The sequence below is a fragment of the Micrococcus sp. HMSC31B01 genome (assembly GCF_001816085.1).
Classification (GTDB): Bacteria; Actinomycetota; Actinomycetes; order Actinomycetales; family Micrococcaceae; genus Micrococcus; species Micrococcus luteus.
In genome coordinates, this window is sequence record NZ_KV825107.1 from 1 (window position 1) to 15,801 (window position 15,801).

General features: G+C 73.2%; 17 protein-coding genes and 1 pseudogene. 13 read left to right on the forward strand and 5 right to left on the reverse strand.

Annotation, left to right across the window (positions count from 1 at the left end):
* Window positions 1-51: 51 nt before the first annotated feature.
* Both HMPREF3105_RS05880 and HMPREF3105_RS05885 read right to left on the reverse strand, forming a co-directional pair.
* Entirely contained in the window at window positions 52-774 is a 723-nt protein-coding gene (locus HMPREF3105_RS05880) for an MIP/aquaporin family protein (protein ID WP_010079813.1), read from the reverse strand.
* Window positions 752-2,527: a glycerol-3-phosphate dehydrogenase/oxidase gene (locus tag HMPREF3105_RS05885; protein ID WP_044659370.1), complete on the reverse strand. Its 1,776-nt coding sequence runs from the start codon at window positions 2,525-2,527 to the stop codon at window positions 752-754. The genes HMPREF3105_RS05880 and HMPREF3105_RS05885 overlap by 23 nt, the downstream gene beginning before the upstream one ends.
* 292 nt (window positions 2,528-2,819) lie before the next feature.
* Between HMPREF3105_RS05885 and HMPREF3105_RS05895 the strand changes: the two genes are divergently transcribed.
* On the forward strand, window positions 2,820-3,269 hold the full coding sequence (locus tag HMPREF3105_RS05895) for a hypothetical protein (protein ID WP_070708974.1): 450 nt from the start codon (window positions 2,820-2,822) through the stop codon (window positions 3,267-3,269).
* A gap of 65 nt (window positions 3,270-3,334) precedes the next feature.
* Here HMPREF3105_RS05895 and HMPREF3105_RS13780 read toward each other — a convergent pair whose 3' ends face one another.
* Window positions 3,335-4,477 carry a GNAT family N-acetyltransferase gene (locus HMPREF3105_RS13780; protein ID WP_070708968.1) on the reverse strand — a complete coding sequence of 381 codons (1,143 nt, stop codon included), beginning with the start codon at window positions 4,475-4,477 and terminating at the stop codon, window positions 3,335-3,337.
* A gap of 110 nt (window positions 4,478-4,587) precedes the next feature.
* Here HMPREF3105_RS13780 and HMPREF3105_RS05905 point away from each other — a divergent pair.
* The 11 genes and pseudogenes from HMPREF3105_RS05905 to HMPREF3105_RS05950 all read left to right on the forward strand — a co-directional run.
* Window positions 4,588-4,935 (forward strand): annotated as a pseudogene (locus tag HMPREF3105_RS05905) (GNAT family N-acetyltransferase); the annotation flags it as partial.
* Complete coding sequence (locus HMPREF3105_RS05910; protein WP_070708969.1) at window positions 4,932-6,152, forward strand: Fic family protein; 1,221 nt, start codon at window positions 4,932-4,934, stop codon at window positions 6,150-6,152. The pseudogene HMPREF3105_RS05905 and the gene HMPREF3105_RS05910, both read left to right, overlap by 4 nt.
* A gap of 329 nt (window positions 6,153-6,481) precedes the next feature.
* Window positions 6,482-6,742: an alpha/beta fold hydrolase gene (locus HMPREF3105_RS05915; RefSeq protein WP_020621622.1), complete on the forward strand. Its 261-nt coding sequence runs from the start codon at window positions 6,482-6,484 to the stop codon at window positions 6,740-6,742.
* Between the two features lie 23 nt (window positions 6,743-6,765).
* A complete protein-coding gene (locus HMPREF3105_RS05920; protein ID WP_020621621.1) occupies window positions 6,766-7,362 on the forward strand; it encodes a DinB family protein in 597 nt (198 codons plus the stop codon).
* Between the two features lie 43 nt (window positions 7,363-7,405).
* Window positions 7,406-8,272 (forward strand): 8-oxoguanine DNA glycosylase OGG fold protein, encoded by an 867-nt coding sequence (locus HMPREF3105_RS05925; protein WP_129866855.1) that lies wholly within the window; start codon window positions 7,406-7,408, stop codon window positions 8,270-8,272.
* Window positions 8,273-8,305: 33 nt separating this feature from the next.
* On the forward strand, window positions 8,306-8,461 hold the full coding sequence (locus tag HMPREF3105_RS13225; protein WP_158184087.1) for a hypothetical protein: 156 nt from the start codon (window positions 8,306-8,308) through the stop codon (window positions 8,459-8,461).
* 102 nt (window positions 8,462-8,563) lie between these two features.
* Window positions 8,564-9,571, forward strand: coding sequence for a GIY-YIG nuclease family protein (locus tag HMPREF3105_RS05930; RefSeq protein ID WP_070708970.1), 1,008 nt, complete (start codon window positions 8,564-8,566; stop codon window positions 9,569-9,571).
* Window positions 9,572-9,839: 268 nt separating this feature from the next.
* Window positions 9,840-10,547, forward strand: coding sequence for a GntR family transcriptional regulator (locus HMPREF3105_RS05935; protein WP_069941227.1), 708 nt, complete (start codon window positions 9,840-9,842; stop codon window positions 10,545-10,547).
* Window positions 10,544-10,906, forward strand: coding sequence for a CidA/LrgA family protein (locus HMPREF3105_RS05940; protein ID WP_036315546.1), 363 nt, complete (start codon window positions 10,544-10,546; stop codon window positions 10,904-10,906). The genes HMPREF3105_RS05935 and HMPREF3105_RS05940 overlap by 4 nt, the downstream gene beginning before the upstream one ends.
* Window positions 10,903-11,637 carry an LrgB family protein gene (locus HMPREF3105_RS05945; protein ID WP_036315548.1) on the forward strand — a complete coding sequence of 245 codons (735 nt, stop codon included), beginning with the start codon at window positions 10,903-10,905 and terminating at the stop codon, window positions 11,635-11,637. The genes HMPREF3105_RS05940 and HMPREF3105_RS05945 overlap by 4 nt, the downstream gene beginning before the upstream one ends.
* A 177-nt stretch (window positions 11,638-11,814) precedes the next feature.
* The gene (locus tag HMPREF3105_RS05950) at window positions 11,815-12,567 is read left to right on the forward strand and encodes a metal-dependent hydrolase (RefSeq protein ID WP_036315551.1); all 753 of its coding nucleotides are present in this window, start codon (window positions 11,815-11,817) and stop codon (window positions 12,565-12,567) included.
* 28 nt (window positions 12,568-12,595) lie between these two features.
* Here the strand turns inward: HMPREF3105_RS05950 and HMPREF3105_RS05955 are convergent, their stop codons facing one another.
* Both HMPREF3105_RS05955 and HMPREF3105_RS05960 read right to left on the reverse strand, forming a co-directional pair.
* Window positions 12,596-13,171, reverse strand: a complete 576-nt coding sequence (locus tag HMPREF3105_RS05955) for a DUF6226 family protein (protein WP_051995268.1) — start codon at window positions 13,169-13,171, stop codon at window positions 12,596-12,598.
* A gap of 7 nt (window positions 13,172-13,178) precedes the next feature.
* Window positions 13,179-14,681, reverse strand: a complete 1,503-nt coding sequence (locus HMPREF3105_RS05960; RefSeq protein WP_070708971.1) for a long-chain-fatty-acid--CoA ligase — start codon at window positions 14,679-14,681, stop codon at window positions 13,179-13,181.
* 265 nt (window positions 14,682-14,946) lie between these two features.
* Here HMPREF3105_RS05960 and HMPREF3105_RS05965 point away from each other — a divergent pair.
* Window positions 14,947-15,801: zinc-binding dehydrogenase (locus HMPREF3105_RS05965; RefSeq protein WP_246830340.1), on the forward strand; the 855-nt coding region annotated here is incomplete at its 3' end.

Here is a 15,801-nt window from a genome sequence, read left to right on the forward strand (position 1 = left end):
GGCACGTTCCCGCAGGGGAACGTGCCCGCCGGGGTTGGACGGGCAGACCGCTCAGACGAACAGAGGCGCGGCGAGGCCGGCCAGGACGGCGCCGACGAGCGGGCCGACGATCGGCACCCAGGCGTAGCCCCAGTCCGAGCCGCCCTTGTGCCGGATCGGCGCGACGGCGTGGAACAGGCGGGGGCCCAGGTCGCGCGCCGGGTTGATGGCGTACCCCGTGGGGCCGCCCAGGCTCGCGCCGATCGCGACGACGAGCAGGGCCACCGCGAGCGGGCCGAGCCCGGAGGGGGTGGAGCCGAAGAGCAGGATCACGAACACCAGGACGAACGTGGCGATCACCTCGGTGACCATGTTCCACAGCGGGTTGCGGATCTCGGGACCTGTGGCGAACGTGCCCAGGATCGCGCCCTGGTCCGTCTCCGCCTGGTAGTGGTCGCGGTAGGCCAGCCAGGCCAGGGCCGCGCCGAGGAAGGCGCCGATCAGCTGCGCCGCGAAGTACGCGAGCGTGGTGCCGAGGGTCACGGCGATGCCGGGGGCGTACTCCTCGGCGCCGCTGACGAGCAGGCCGACGGTCACGGCGGGGTTCAGGTGCGCACCGGTCGCGGCAGCGACGTAGACGCCCGCGAAGACGCCCAGCCCCCAGCCGAAGCTGATGAGCAGCCAGCCTCCGCCGTTGCCCTTGGTCTTCGTCAGGACGACGTTGGCGACGACGCCGACGCCGAGCAGGAGGAGGATGGCCGTGCCGGCGATCTCATGCAGGAAGATCGTGCCCATGGACGGGCTCCTTTCCGTGGACGGGGGCGGCGTCGGCAGCTGCGAGCGCGGCGGCGGCGGTGACGTCGTCGTGGGCGGTCTCGCCGCGGAGGCGGGCGGCGACGAGGTCCTTGTACGCCCGGATCTCACCGGCGATGCGCTCTTCATCCCAGCCCAGCTCGGGGGCCACGAGGGACGCGATCTCCGCGGCCGCCGCGACGCCGCGGTCACGGACCTCGGTGGACAGGCGCGTGCGGCGCTCGATGACGTCGTCCAGGTGGACGACGCCCTCGGCCCGGGCGGCGTGGACGATCTCGGCGCGCAGGTAGCGCGGCGCCTCGGCGAGAGGGACGCTCAGGGACGGGTCGGCGTCGATCAGGTCGAGCACGTGGCGCAGCACGGTGCCGTAGCGGAACAGGAGCCGGTCCACGCGGGCCTCGTCCAGGCCGTAGTCGGCGGCGATGCGGTCCGCCTCCGCCTCGATCTCCGAGTAGCCGAGGCCGCCGAGCACGGGGATGTGCTCGGTGAGGCTGGGACGGGTCGGGTGGGTCTCGCGCACCACGAAGTCCACGACGTCCTCGGCCATGGCCCGGTACGTGGTCCACTTGCCGCCGGCCACGGCGGTGAGGCCGGGGGCCACCTCGGTGACGGTGTGCTCACGGGAGATCTTGGTGGAGCCGCCGTCGGATCCGGTGACCGGCTGCAGGAGCGGGCGCAGGCCGGCGTACGTGGCGATCACGTCGTCTCGCGTGAGGTCCTCCTTCAGCACCGCGTTGGCGTGCTCGAGGATGTAGTCGATGTCGTCCGCGGTGGTGGCCGGATGGGCCACGTCCTCCGCCCACGGGGTGTCCGTGGTGCCGATCACCCAGTACTCGTCCCACGGGATGAGGAACAGCACGGACTTCTCCGTCTTGGTGATCACGCCGGTGGCGGCGTCGGCGCGGATGCGGTCGCGCGGGACGGTGATGTGGGCGCCCTTGGAGGCGAGCACCTCGAGGCCGCCGTCGGCCCCGGCCAGCTCCTGCTGCTCCTGGGTCCACACGCCCCCGGCCAGGATGACGGCGCGCGCGTGCACGTCGAACTCCTCGCCGGAGGTCTCCTCGCGGACACGCACGCCCTGCACACGGCCGTCGTCGCCGCGCAGGTAGCCGGTGACGGCGGTGTAGTTGGCGGCCACGGCGCCGTGGTCCACGGCGGATCGCACGAGCATCATGGCCAGGCGGGCGTCGTCGAACTGGGCGTCGGCGTACTCCACCGCGCCGACGATCTTCTCGTCGTCGAGGGAGGGGAAGGTCGCGGCCATGGAGCGGCGGCTGAGATGGCGGTGCGCGCCCATCGCGCGGCGGCGGCCGAGCGACTGCATGGCGTCGTACATGGTGACGCCGGCGCCGATGAAGCCGCGGTCGATCACCTTGTGGAAGAACGGGAAGACGAAGCGCAGGGGACGCACCAGGTGGGGCGCGGTCTGGGTGAGCAGCAGGTCGCGCTCCCGCAGCGCCTCGTACACCAGCTTGACGTCCAGCATCTCGAGGTAGCGCAGGCCACCGTGCATGAGGCGGGAGGAGCGGGACGAGGTCCCGGAGGCCCAGTCGCGGGCCTCGACGATGCCCACGTCGAGGCCGCGGGTGGCCGCGTCGAACGCGGCGCCCACGCCGGTGGAGCCGCCGCCCACGACCAGGATGTCGAGGGGGGCCTCCGGGCTGGTGGCCCGGAGGCGGGCGAGGTGGTCCTCCCGCGTGGCGGCGGAGAGGGGGACGGTTCGCAGGGTCGGCATGGGGGGTTGCTCCTTTATCAGTGGAAGCACAGTGTAGTGGCGTGGCTCACGATACCCAGTATCAGCACGAGCCGAGGTCCATGATGTCACTCCCGGGCCGCGGGTATGCACGCGTCGGGTACGGTCTCGCGGAACCCGAGCCGCTCGAACAGCGGCACGTCGGCGCGCGTGGAGGTGGCTCGTCCCACACGCTCCTCGGGCTGTGGCACCTCACCCTGTTCCGCTGGAACGAGGGCGGAGCGCCTCGGGTGACGCGTGCCCTCGGGTGAGGCCCCGCCCCTACACTCCGACCATGGACATCACCGTCGGCGCCGTCGGCCGCGCCTCGCTCTCGGACTGGGAGCAGGAATGCTGCGGTGACTCGATCGCCGTGGGGGAAGTCCACGAGCTGATCCTGCTGCCCTCCCGGGGAGTGAGTCAGGCTGGGCCCCTGGCCTCTGCAGGCTGGGTCGTCACCCATCACGACGACGGCAGCCCCGCCGGGTCGATCCCGTTGCGTCGTGTGCGGGCCGTGGTGAGGGCGGCACACGAGGTGTGGCCCTCGGGGCGGCTCGCCGAGATCGACCGCGTCCCCGGCCACGCTGACCTGACGATCCTTGAGCCAGAGGAGGCCACCGGCCTCGGCTTGGGGGAGGTCGTCTACGTCGGCGCCTACGAGCCGGTGCTCCCCGAGACTCCCCGCCCTGACGAGTGGCCTCTCGACCTGGAGATCCTCGAGGACCTCGGTCCGCACACCTGGTGAGCCTCGCGAGTCCACCCCCTCACGGTCTCGAGCTGCATGGGGTGAGCGTAGAAGTCCGTTCGTCGTCATAGATGGCCCCTCACCCCCCGGTCGCTCGCGAGCATCGCGTAGACGAGGGTGTCCGTCCACTCGCCCTTGCTCCACAGGTCCTGCCGGTGGTGTGCCTCTCGACGCATCCCGAGCATCTCGGCCAGTCGGGCGGACGCCGTGTTGCGGGCATCCATCTGTGCCACTACCCGGTGCAGGCCAGACGTCTCGAACCCCAGGTCCAGCAGCGCAGCCGCGGCCTCCCGGGCGAAGCCTTGACCGGCATGTCGCGGATCCAGTGCCCAGCCGATCTCCGCGACACCGCGCTCGCGGTCCGTCAGCCACAGGATCACGTCACCCACGGGGACGCCCGCGTGCTCCACCACCAGGGACACCGCCCCGGACGGGCCGCCGAGGTCGTCCCACGTGATCCGCTTGGCCAGCTTCGCCCGCGCGGTCGCCTCGTCCCAGGGCTCGTCCAGCAGGTGGCGCACCACCTCGGGCTGCGTGTACATCTCCTGCAACCAGCCGAAGTCGTCCTCCCGGTGCGGCCGCAGCGTCAGCCGCGCGGTGGGCAACGGCCAGTCAGGGGCGCGGCCGCCCGCAGCCGCGCCCTCCTTGCGCCCCGCCGGAGGCGGGGCGTCGACGTCGGCGGGGACCGGCGTCGTCGTGCCGGACGCCCAGTCCTGGCGCAACATTGCGTAGGCCACGGACGCGAACGGCTCGCCGCCGTCCACGGGCCAGCCGCGCCGGTAGTGCGCCTCCTTGACCCAGCCGGCCCGGCGGAAGGTGCGCAGCATGGGGACGTTGTCCTCGCGGGTCTGGCCCTCGAAGCGGTCCACCGCGGGCATCGTCTCGAAGACGCGCCGGGTGAGCGCGGTGAGGATCTGCGCGCCGAGCCCGCGCCCGCGGAACCGCTCCGCCACGCGCAGGTCGAACAAGGGGGTGGGGTCCGTGAGGTCCTCCAGGCGCACCACGCCGACGCGGCCGTGCTCGGGATGCTCGATCCAGAAGGTGCGGTGGTCCTCATCCTCCCAGGCGCCGCCATCGACGGCCTTCTCCGCCTCCGGCCGGGTGACGCGCGGGCGCGTGTGGAACGGCCACGCGTTCTCGGTGAGCAGGGCGACGAGCGCGTCCCGGTCGGCGCCTGCCGGGTCGAGCGGAGTGAAGGTGACGTCCATGGGGCCGAGAGTAGGGGAGGGGACGTCACCGCCGCCCGTTGCCGTGACCCCATGGCCACGCCCCTCCTCGACCTCGCGGCGCACCGCGCGAGGAAGCCCGGGACGCGCAGGCCGAGATCGGCTGGACCATAGCCCAGGCCCACGCCGGCCGGGGCCGCGCCACCGAGCTGGCCTGTGCCCTGTTGGACCTCGCCTTCGCAGGCCTCGGCGTCCGACCCGTGGAGGCTCACGCCTTCGCGGACAACGCGCCCATCCTGCGCGTGATGGAGAAGGTCGGCCTGCGCCACGAGGGCACCTTCAAGGAGGAGTCACTGCACCGCACCCGCGGCTGGGTGGACGGCGTCACTTACGCGATGCTCGCCTCGGAGCATCGGGCCCGGGGCAGACGGCTTTCCACCTCACGACGCCCAGAAGTACGCAACTCTCTAGACATAACGTTGCGTAAGGTGGCGGCATGAGCAACGATCCGCGCCCGACCCCGTGGGCCGTCGGCTGGGAAGAGCGCCCCTGGGCCGCGGGCCCGGATGACGCCGGGCTGCGCTCCCGCAGCGCTCGCGTGCGCGCCTCGGGCCCGTATCGAGCCGCGCTCCCGGCCCGCATCGCCCGACTCGGGCTCGACCTGCCCTCCGATCTGGCGACCGAGGTCGAGGAGGCGACGGCCGCCGTCGTGCGCTTCGACGCCGAGATCAGCCACGCCCTCCCGGGGCTCACCGGCGAGATCGCCCCGATCGACGCGGTGCTCCTGCGCACTGAGCCCGCGTCCTCCTCGCAGATCGAGCACATCACCGCGGGCGCGCGAGCCCTCGCCCTGGCGACTCTCGGCGAACGCACCCGCCCGAACGCAACGCTCGTGGCGGCGAACGTGAGGGCCATGGGCGCTGCTTCCCGGCTGGCCGCCGACCTCGACGAGCCCGCCCTGCTGGCCGCCCATCGTGCCCTCATGGACGGTCAGGAGCATGCCCGGCCGGGCGCCTACCGCGATGCGCAGGGGTGGATCGGGGGCGGGGCGCCCACGCCGCACACGGCGCAGTTCGTCCCGCCCCACCCGGAGCGCCTGCGTGCCGGGATGGACGATCTCTTCGCCTACCTGCGACGCACGGACGTACCCGCCCTCGTGCAGGCCGCCATCGCGCACGCCCAGTTCGAGACCATCCACCCGTTCGCGGACGGCAACGGCCGCACCGGGCGCGTCCTCGTGCACGCCGTGTTGCACCGGGCCGGCGCGATCACCCGTATGGGGGTGCCCCTCTCCGCGGGACTCCTCACGGACACGGCCGGATACTTCGACGCCCTCACCGCCTACCGCGACGGCGACCCCGCGCCCATCGTGCGCCGCTTCGCACAGGCCGCCCTGGCCGCCGTCGGCAACGGCCGAGAGCTCGTCGCGGACCTGGACGAGGCCCTGACCGGCTGGCGCGAGCGGCTCACCGCCCGGCGGGACGCGGCGGTCTGGCGGGCGCTCGCGGTGATCATCGCGCAACCCGCCGTGACCGTGGACCACCTGGCCCAGGTGCTGGGTGTCTCGCGCCCGGCCACCCAGCGGGCCGTGGACCAGCTTGTCGAGGCCGGTGTGCTGCAGCCGGTCTCCAGCCAGCGTCGGAACCGGGTGTGGCTGGCCACCGAGGTGCTCGCCTGTCTGGACGAGTTCGCCGCGCGTGCGGGCCGGCGGGGTTGACGGGGGCGGTCTACAGGGTTGACCAGCCTCAGTGCCGTATGGAGTGCCCCGGCCATGGTCAGGCGAACACACGAGGTGAGGCCCGCGGGATGACTCGCGGTCCGTCAGCCACAGGATCACGTCCCCACGGGCATGCCCACGTTCCCCACCACCAGAGACACCGATCCGCCAGGGCCAGCCGAGGTCGTCCTCCCGGTGTGGGCGCAGCGTCAGGCGCGCGGTGCGCAACGGCCAGTCACAGGCGCGCGGTGCGCAACGGCCAGTCAGGGGCGGGGCCGCCCGCAACCGCGCCCTCCCCGCGCTCCACCCGGGACGTCGACGTCGGCTGGGTGCCACGCTTCGACGTCGACGTGCTGGAGGCCGCCCTGCGGCCCGTCCACGAGCGGCCCCGGTGGGAGGAATGGGGGCAGATCGCCGCGCCAACCCTGCTGATCACCGGGGAGAACGGGTACGTGCCCGCCGGAGAGCTGGACGAGATGCGGCGTCGGCGCCCGGATGTGCGGCACGTGCAGGTGCCCGGCGCGGGGCACGACGTGCACCTGGACGCGCCGGAGCGGGTGGCGGAGCTCGTGCGGGGGTTCGCGGCCTGATTGCTCTGGGGCAGGATCACCTCATGGACCACAAGCAGATCCTCCACGACGGGCTGCGCCGCCAGCGTGCGGCCCTCCTGCAGAAGCTCGAGGGCCTCAGCGAGCGCGACGCCCGCCTGCCGCGCACTCCCACCGGCACCAACCTGCTGGGACTGGTCAAGCACGCCGCCGTCGTCGAGCTGGAGTACTTCGGCGAGACGTTCGACCGCCCCGCGGAGGTGCAGCTGCCCTGGGCGGCGGCGGGGCAGTCGGAGGAGGACAACGTGGACATGTTCGCCGCCGAGGGGGAGTCCCTCGAGGACGTCCTCGAGTTCGCCCGCCGCTGCTTCGCACACGCGGACGCGACCATCACGGCCCTCGGCGCCGACGCCCACGGGCGGGTGGCGTGGTGGCCCGACGACAAGGCGGAGGTCACGCTCGCGCAGATCATCGCGCACGTCGCCCTGGACGAGGCCCGGCACGCCGGCCACGCGGACATCCTGCGGGAGCAGATCGACGGGCAGGCCGGCCTGCGCGCCCCGGGGAACAACCTGCCCGTGTGGGGCGCCGACCGCTGGGCCGCCCACGTGGACCGTCTGACCGCCATCGCGGAGGGGAGCGGCGGGCCGGGCCGGAACTGAAGGCACATGCCTCCCGTTCCGCCGCTGGGCCTACGCTGTGGCCATGACGAGTATCCCCGCTGCCGCCGTACCCCCTGCCCTCCAGCGCTCATTCGATGCGTGGGCTGCCGCCGGCAGGCCCGCCGACGAGCCCACGCGTTGGTCCTTCGATCACTGGACGGCCCACGTGCCCGACCTGCCCGCCTGCCTCGAGCGCGAGCCGCTGACCCGCGCCGTCGTCACCGGTTACGCCGCGAAGGTGACCGCCGAGGACCGCGCCGTGCAGCGGGACGCCTTCATCGCCGCGATGGTGTGGGGATACGGACGGGTCGGCTACGGCCCCTCCCGGGTGGAGCGCATCATGGCGCAGCCCGGGTTTGAGGAGCAGCTCGCCGACGTCACCCGCATCACCCTCGAGCAGGGCGGGCCCGCGGCCTTCGAGCACATCCGGCAGCAGCGCAAGAGCGGGGTCGGCTGCCTCAAGCACCTCGGCGCGGCCTTCGGCACCAAGTACCTCTACTTCCTCACCAAGGCCCACCGGGAGTCCGACATCGCCCCCGTCCTCGACTCCGTGGTGCGCGCTTGGTTCGCCGAGCATGCGAAGGACGTCGACGTCCGGATCGGCGGCGGTTGGACCTACCCCCGCAAGTACGCCACGTACGTGGAGACCATGCAGGCGTGGGGTGAGGAACTCAAGATCCCGGCCGACGACGTCGAGCGGCTCATCTTCCTCCAGCAGCAGGACGCCACCCAGGAGCCCTGGCGGGAGAGCTGGAGTTCCGCCGCCGCGGACCCGGAGGCCGGCGAGCTGCTCGAGGCCCTCCGCCTCGCGCTGGCCGACCTGGGCGCCGGGGACGACGCCGAGCCCCACCTGCAGGCTCTGGAGGACGTCATCGCCGACGCGGAGGACCGGGCGCCCGACGAGGCATGAAGCCCCGCCCGCCTGTGCGCGGTTGGCGTCGGGATGAACGTGTCCGCTGAGCAGCTGATCGGCGACGAGTCCGGTGTGCACCGCGGCCTGTACCTGCGTGTCGTGGACCACGTCCCGTGGCTGCGCGGCTTCGCATGCGACGACCTCCACGTCTTCGACCCCGAGGACCGGTGGATCCTGGCGCGGTGAGGGGTCAGCGATCTATCGCCAGGGCGCCTACCGTGTCCAAGGCCCTCCGTAGGCTCGAGGCGTAGCCGGGGTGGATGTCCCGGACGAAGAGAGGACATTGGCATGACCACCAAGGTGGGGTTCATCGAGGCCGCTTCCCATGCTCTGCAGAACGGTCCCCAGCTGTTCGCACGCGTCGAGGACGGCGGTGTGGTCATCGGCGGGGGTGGCGGCGAGGTCGTGCCGGATTCGACCGGGCTGTACGCGGTTGTCGCGCAGGATCCAGACGCGGTGCGAGCCGAGCTGCGATTGGACACGTCTGTCAGTCGAAGCGATGTGCTTTACATCGGCAAGGCCGAGGGCAGCCTGCGGGCCCGCCTGGAACGCAAGCATTTCGCGGGCGGCGGCACCGCGCACTCCACTCTGCGCCGCACTCTGGCCGCACTCCTGGTGGATCGGCTGGACCTGGAGCCGGTCGCCGTCGCTTCCGCGGGTCGATTCTCCCTCACCCCGGAGAGCGGCGAGCAGCTGACCACCTGGATGCGCCGTCACCTCGCCGTCCGCGTGTGGCAGACACCCGCCGGGTTCGCGGAAGTGACACCGCTCGGGGGCATTGAGAAGCCTGTGATCGACGCGCACACCCCGCCGTTGAACCTCACCTACGGCGGCACCAGCCCCGAAGCACAGCTGCTCCGCCAGCGCATCCGGAAGGCCCGCACGGGCCTGGCGGAGCAGGCGAAGCGCGGTGTGGACGTGGTGGAAGTCCATTCGTCGGCGCGCGCGACCGTCGGCTACTTGTTCCGCCGCCGCCCCAGCCAGTACGGGCTGCGGGGAAGCGTCGGTCTCTGGGAGGAGCTCGCTGAACGGCTCGACGACACCCCCATGCCCACCAGTGAGTATGAACTCGGCCGGCTCCTGCGCGATGCGCTCAATCGCTCCCTTGAGGGGGCCGAGCCTTACGACGAGGACAAGGTCAACGTGGAGCGGTTCAACCGCGGAGGCATGAGTCAGGGCCTCGTCCATCTGCCCTGGTGGGAGGACCAGGCCATCCCCCTCCTCCTCGACCGCTGGGGAGCCTGGGCGGACACCCAGGGTCTCCTCGGCCCGGAGGACTACATCGGGAGCTGGTGACCCGACAGTGTGTGGTGCCTGCCGCCGTCCTCGATGGCCTCCTTCGCCACCGGCCGGGTGACGTGGGGCGCACAGGGAAGGGCCACGCGTTGCCGGTGAGCAGCGCAATGAGCTCCGCGCGGTCCGCGCCGGCGGGGTCGAGACGGGTGATGGCGACGGTCATGGGGCGAGGGTGGGCGCCGGCATCATGGGCGCCTCCCCACCCGGACCCCTTCCGAGTCCGACACAATGCATACATCCATGCATGCATCCGATTATTCTGGCCCGCATGTCTCCACTCTCCGACCCCTTATGGGGCAGTCGTGCCACGGCTGCCGGCCGCCTGGCCCACGACGTCGCCTGGCGCATCGTCCGCGGTGAGATCGCCGCGGGGGAGATGCTCACCGAGGTCCAGCTCTCCACGGAGGCCGGCATCTCCCGGACGCCGGCCCGGGAGGCCCTCCTCCAGCTCGAGCGCTGGGGCCTGGTGCGGCTCCTCCCCAAGAAGGGCGCGGCCGTGCAGGCCCTCACGCCGCAGACCGTGGCCGACCTCACGGCCCTGCGCGGCCTCCTCGAGTCCACCGCCCTCGCCACGGTCGTCGCGCGGCCCGACGCCGTCGGGCCCCTCGTCGCCACGCTCACCGCCAACCTGGAGCAGCAGCGCGCCGCCCTGGACGCCGGCGACCTCGCGGCGTTCTCCGCGCTGGACGTGCGGTTCCACCGGGACGTGATCGCCACGTGCGGCAACGCCGCCTTCGACGAGGTCGTGCGCACCTTCGCCCCCCGCCTGGCACGCCTGATCCACGCCGCCACCGGCGGATCCGTCGACGCCGCCCGCCGCCTCCTCGATGGGCACGCCGAGATCTGCGCCCAGCTGGCCGCCGGGCGCGCCGCAGACGCCCAGCGCGCCCTGCAGGCGCACCTCGACGCCGCGGGGAGCGGCGTCGTCCCCGGCCTGCCGCCCGTGGGCCCGTCCGAGGCAGGTGAACCCCGATGATCGAGGGCCTGCTGATCCTGCTGCTCTGCCAGCTGGCGGGCACGCTCGTGGCCGACACGCTGCACCTGCCGATCCCCGGGGCCGTGCTGGGCATGCTCCTGCTGCTCGGCCTGCTCGCGTGGCGCCGGCCGGCCGAGGACGCGCCGGTGATGACGGCGAGCCATCACCTGCTCCAGCACCTGCCGCTGCTGTTCGTCCCGGCGGGCGTCGGCGTCGTCGCGGTGCTGGGCCTCATCGAGGAACACCGGGCGCTGATGCTGGTCGGCTTCGTGGTGCCCTGGCTGCTGGGGCTGGTGGTCACCGCCGGCGTCGCCGCCCCGCTCGCCCGCCGCCTCACGGACAAGGAGGACGCACAGTGAACGCCGCCGAACTGACCGACTCCCTCGCCGAGGCCTGGGACGCGCTCCTGCACACACCGCTGTTCGGCATCGCGCTGACCCTCGCCGTTGCTGTGCTCTCCCGCCGCCTGTGGCTCGCCGCCCGGCAGACCGCCCTGCTCACGCCCGTGCTCGTGACGATCGTGCTGGTGGCCGCGTTCCTGGCCCTGACCGGCATCGACTACGAGACCTACATGATCGGCGGCAGCTACCTCACCTTCCTGCTGGGCCCCGCCACCGTGGCCCTCGCCGTCCCCCTGTACCGGGCCGGCCCTGACATCCGGAAGCTGCTGCTGCCGGTCGCCGTCGGGGTCACCGTCGGCTCGCTGACCGCCATGGTGAGCGCCGTGCTGATCGTGCGGGCAATGGGCGGGGACGCCGCGCTGGCCGCCACGTTCGCCCCCAAGTCCGCGACGACGCCGATCGCCATGGCGGTGGCCGACGCCGGCGGCGGGATCGTCTCCCTCGCCGCCGTGCTCCCCGTGCTCACCGGCGTGCTCGGCGCCGTGCTGGCCCCCTGGGTGCTCGACCGGCTGCGCGTGCGCGACCCCCGCGTGCGCGGCCTGGCCATCGGCGTGAGCTCCCACGGCATCGGCACCGCCCGCGCCCTCGCCGAAGGCCCGAAGACCGGTGCGTTCTCCGCCCTCGCCATGGCCTGCTCCGGTGTGCTCACCGCCCTGCTGGCCCCGCTGGTGCTGGCGATGACGGGGTGAGGGGCCGGGCGGCCGCCCCCGGCCGGGCAGCCGCCTCGACCCGCTCCAGCCGCGGCGGCGTCCTTACCGTGTCCGCCCCGCCTGCCACCCTGGTCCTCTTCCTTCCCCGCGGGCCGCCCGCCGGCCCTCGCTGGCGCGGTGACGCGGCCCGGTCCTGCGAACGAGAGGACCCCACCCATGATGGGCCCGTCCCACGCGGCCACCGGCGCCGCGGCCTGGCTGGCGCTCACGCACTGGCAGTCGCCGATCGCCGTGCTGCACCTGCCCGCCGAACTCCAGCTGCTCGGCGCCGTGACCACCGCCGGCGCGGCCATGATCAGCGACTGGGACCACCCCCGCGCCACCGTCGTCCACGCCCTGCCGCCCCTGACCGAGTGGATGAGCCGCGGCATCCGCCACGTGGCCGGCGGGCATCGGCGCGGCACACACTCGCTGGTGGGGGTCGCGGCGTTCACCGCCATCGCGACGGCGGCCGCCTCCATCCAGGTGCCGATCGCGGGGCACGTCTACACGCCGGGGCAGGGGGTCATCGCCGCGTTCCTGGCGGCCGTGGCTGCCAAGGCCCTCCGACTGCTCCCGAACCGGGGATGGAGGGCCGCGTGGGCGCTCGGCATCCTGGTCGCGGTGTCGGCGACCGTCCTCAGCGACGGGCTGTGGTGGATCCCCGCCTCCGTGGCCGTCGGCGTGAGCGTGCACATCCTCGGCGACGCCCTCACCAACAACGGGGTGGCCCTGCTCTGGCCGCTCAGCCCGGAGCCCCCCGCGCGCCTGTGGTGGTGGCAGTCCTCCGGACGGTTCCGGCTCCCCCTGCTCGGCCGGACCGGGTCCTGGCGGGAGTGGGCGCTCGTCTCGGTGGTCACTGCGTTCACCGTGGTGCGGGCCGTGCGGCTCATCCCGCTCGCCGCTCGGGGGGTGGCGGCACTGTTCTGAGCGGCGGCACCCGGCCACCGCCGCCCCCTCACGCCTCCGGGAGCCACCCCGCCCGCACGGTCGCCTCGGTCCCACGCGGCAGCCTCGGACGGCCGCCGGCGGCCAGGTCCCGGCAGGCGTCCGTGAGCGCCTCGAACGGCCATCCCGGGACCCGGCCCAGCCCCTCGGCCGTGCCGTCCTCGCGCCAGTGCACGTGCCAGTCCCGGCGCCGCAGCCCATGACGGCCCCGCAGGCTCACCCCCGTCCCGACCGCGCGCACGACCGCCTGGTCCACGGCCTCGAGCAGCTCATCCGACCCGGGGTCGCAGGCGTCGCATCCGCAGTCCGGGAGCACCGCGTGCACCTGCCCCGGGGCCCCGACCGCCACCCGGATCACCGGCAGGACGCCGCCGTCGTCGTCCTGGGGCACGTCCGTCTCCAGCAGCCACCAGGGGGAGGCGCCGTCGACGTCGGCCGGCGGCGCCACCCGCAGCGCCCGGTCCACGGGGACCGCCAGGTCTGCGCGCCCGGCCTCGTCGAACGGGATGCCACGCACCGGGTCCGGGGCGACCGCGGCGCCCGCCTCCGCAAGCACCTCGGCCCACACGAGGGCCCGGGCGGTCATCCCGAGATCACTCCGTCGGCGTCAGTTCCCGCTTGAGGATCTTGCCGGTGGCGGTCTTGGGCAGCCCGTCCCGCACGGTCACGGTGCGCGGGTACTTGTAGGGCGCCACCTGGGACTTCACGTGCTGGATCAGCTCCTCCTCCGTGGCGTGCGCACCGGGGGCGAGCACCACGTGCGCGGCGACCTCCTGGCCGAGCTCCGGGTGGGGCACCCCCACCACGGCGGCCTCCGCGACGGCCGGGTGCTCGTAGAGCACCTCCTCGATCTCGCGCGGGTACACGTTGAGCCCGCCGCGCAGGATCATGTCCTTCGTGCGGTCCACGATGTAGTAGTTGCCCGCGGCATCGCGCCGGGCGAGGTCGCCGGAGCGGAACGAGCCGTCCTCGGTGATGGCCTGGGCGGTGGCCTCCGGCTTGCCCCAGTAGCCCTTCATCACGTTCTCCCCGCGGATCCACACCTCGCCCAGGGTCTCCTCATCGCCCTCGGGCACGACGGCCCCGTCCGGCGTCACCAGCTGCATCTCGCACCCTCGGACGGCGCGTCCGATCGAGCCCGGATGGTGCTCCTCGCCCGGGTGGTTGAAGCACGCCACCGGGGAGGTCTCGGACAGGCCGTAGCCCTCCAGGATCTCGCAGTCGAAGGTGGCCTCGAAGCGGCGCAGCAGCTCCACGGGCATGGCGGATCCGCCGGAGACGCCCAGGCGCAGGCTGGCCAGGTCCTCCGGATGGTCCTTGGCCGCGGCCAGCACGGCCCCGTACATGGTGGGCACGCCGATGAACACGTCCACCGCGCACTCCCGGACGGTCTGCGCGGCCACGGCGGGATCGAAGCGGGGGATCAACGCCAGGCTGGCGCCCGTCGTCACGGGCGCCATGAGCGCGCACGTGAGGCCGAAGACGTGGAACAGCGGCAGGCAGCCGAGCACGGTCTCCCCGTGCTGGAGCTGGATCAGCGTCTCCGCCGCGGTGTCCGCGTTGGTGCCCATGTTCCGGTGGGTCAGCTGGGCGCCCTTGGGGCGGCCGGTGGTGCCGGAGGTGTAGAGGATGACGGCGTCGTCCTCGAGGTCCCGCTCGACGGTCTCGGTCACCGGGCCGGGGCTCTCCGCGAGGTGCGGGGCGAGGCCGTCCTCGCCGAGGGTGCGCAGCGGCACACCGCGCTCGCGGGCGCCCTCCACGGCTTCCTCGGACGGCACGGACCACAGCATCGACGCGCCCGAGTCCTCCAGGTAGTACTCGATCTCGCGGCGCTTGAACAGCGGGTTCATCGGGACGACGACGGCGCCCAGCTGCAGGGCCGCGAAGAACACCACCGGGAACGCCGGGATGTTCGGCGCCATGAGCGCCACGCGGTCCCCGGGGCCGATGCCCTCCTGCCGCATGAGCCCGGCCAGGCGCTGGGACTGGTCCTGGAGCTCCGCGTACGTCATGCGGTTCTCGCCGAGGATCAGGGCGGTGGAGTGCGGATGCTCGGCGGCGGTGCGCTCGAGGCGGGCGGGCAGGGTGAGGGTCACGACGGGCCTCCGGGGGGAGTCGGATGTGATGGGAACCACAGCGTAACGCCCGGGGTCGCTCGTTCGCTGTGAGCCGAGCGGGGTGTGTCGGCCGACCTCACGCCAGCGACATCACCGCGGTTCTGCCCGGCGGTGATGTCGCTGGCGCGCGGTCATCCACCGGCCCCGCCTGCGACGTCGATGTGTCGTCTCCACGGCCCAGGGGCGCAAGACTGGTCCCCGCACACCGCCGCCCGGACCGCCGGGCCAGACCGGAGGACAGACCATGACCGCACAGACCCCCGCCACCCCTGCCATCCCCGCGACGATGAAGGCGGTCGTCATGCGTGCGCCGGGCGACGTCGTCGTGGAGGAGGTGGACACTCCGCGCGTCGCCCAGCCCACGGACGTGGTCCTGAAGCTGGCCGCCGCGTGCGTGTGCGGCTCTGACCTGTGGCCCTACCGCGGCCACAACAAGGTCGACCACCGGCGCATGGGCCACGAGTACGTCGGCACGATCGTGGAGAAGGGCGAGGACGTCGCCACCCTCGAGGTCGGCGACTTCGTGATCGGCTCGTTCATGCTCTCGGACAACACGTGCGAGATCTGCCAGGCCGGCTACCAGTCCCGCTGCGTCAACGCCGGCGAGTACACGGGCAGCCAGGCGCAGTACATGCGTGTCGAGCTCGCGGACGGCTCCCTCGTGAAGGTGCCCGGGGGTGAGCCCTCGGACCCGGACCGCCTGGCCGACTACCTCGCCGCCTCGGATGTGCTCGGCACCGGCTGGTACGCCGCCGTCGCCGCGCAGGCCGGCCCCGGCAAGACCATCGCCGTGGTCGGCGACGGCGCCGTCGGCCTGTGCGCCGTCCTGGCCGCCAAGACCCTCGGCGCGGAGAAGGTCATCGTGTTCTCCCGCCATGAGGATCGGGCCGCGCTCGCCCGGGAGTTCGGCGCGGACGTCGTGATCGCCGAGCGTGGCGAGGAGGGCGCCGCCCAGGTGCGCGAGCTCACCGGCGGCTACGGAGCGCACGGGGTGTGCGAGGCCGTCGGCACGCAGGGCTCCATGGACCAGGCCCTGGCCTCGGTGCGCCCCGGCGGGTACGTCGGGTTTGTGGGCGTCTCCCACGACCAGACCCTCGAC

Bases quoted from the DNA above. Each gene is read 5' to 3' on its own strand.
- HMPREF3105_RS13225 (WP_158184087.1), top strand. From the start codon at position 8,306: ATGAACGTGTCCGCTGAGCAGCTGATCGGCGACGAGTCCGGTGTGCAC.
- HMPREF3105_RS05930 (WP_070708970.1), top strand. From the start codon at position 8,564: ATGACCACCAAGGTGGGGTTCATCGAGGCCGCTTCCCATGCTCTGCAG.
- HMPREF3105_RS05955 (WP_051995268.1), bottom strand. From the start codon at position 13,171: ATGACCGCCCGGGCCCTCGTGTGGGCCGAGGTGCTTGCGGAGGCGGGC.
- HMPREF3105_RS05910 (WP_070708969.1), top strand. From the start codon at position 4,932: ATGAGCAACGATCCGCGCCCGACCCCGTGGGCCGTCGGCTGGGAAGAG.
- HMPREF3105_RS05895 (WP_070708974.1), top strand. From the start codon at position 2,820: ATGGACATCACCGTCGGCGCCGTCGGCCGCGCCTCGCTCTCGGACTGG.
- HMPREF3105_RS05940 (WP_036315546.1), top strand. From the start codon at position 10,544: ATGATCGAGGGCCTGCTGATCCTGCTGCTCTGCCAGCTGGCGGGCACG.
- HMPREF3105_RS05920 (WP_020621621.1), top strand. From the start codon at position 6,766: ATGGACCACAAGCAGATCCTCCACGACGGGCTGCGCCGCCAGCGTGCG.
- HMPREF3105_RS05880 (WP_010079813.1), bottom strand. From the start codon at position 774: ATGGGCACGATCTTCCTGCATGAGATCGCCGGCACGGCCATCCTCCTC.
- HMPREF3105_RS13780 (WP_070708968.1), bottom strand. From the start codon at position 4,477: ATGGACGTCACCTTCACTCCGCTCGACCCGGCAGGCGCCGACCGGGAC.
- HMPREF3105_RS05885 (WP_044659370.1), bottom strand. From the start codon at position 2,527: ATGCCGACCCTGCGAACCGTCCCCCTCTCCGCCGCCACGCGGGAGGAC.
- HMPREF3105_RS05950 (WP_036315551.1), top strand. From the start codon at position 11,815: ATGATGGGCCCGTCCCACGCGGCCACCGGCGCCGCGGCCTGGCTGGCG.
- HMPREF3105_RS05925 (WP_129866855.1), top strand. From the start codon at position 7,406: ATGACGAGTATCCCCGCTGCCGCCGTACCCCCTGCCCTCCAGCGCTCA.
- HMPREF3105_RS05935 (WP_069941227.1), top strand. From the start codon at position 9,840: ATGTCTCCACTCTCCGACCCCTTATGGGGCAGTCGTGCCACGGCTGCC.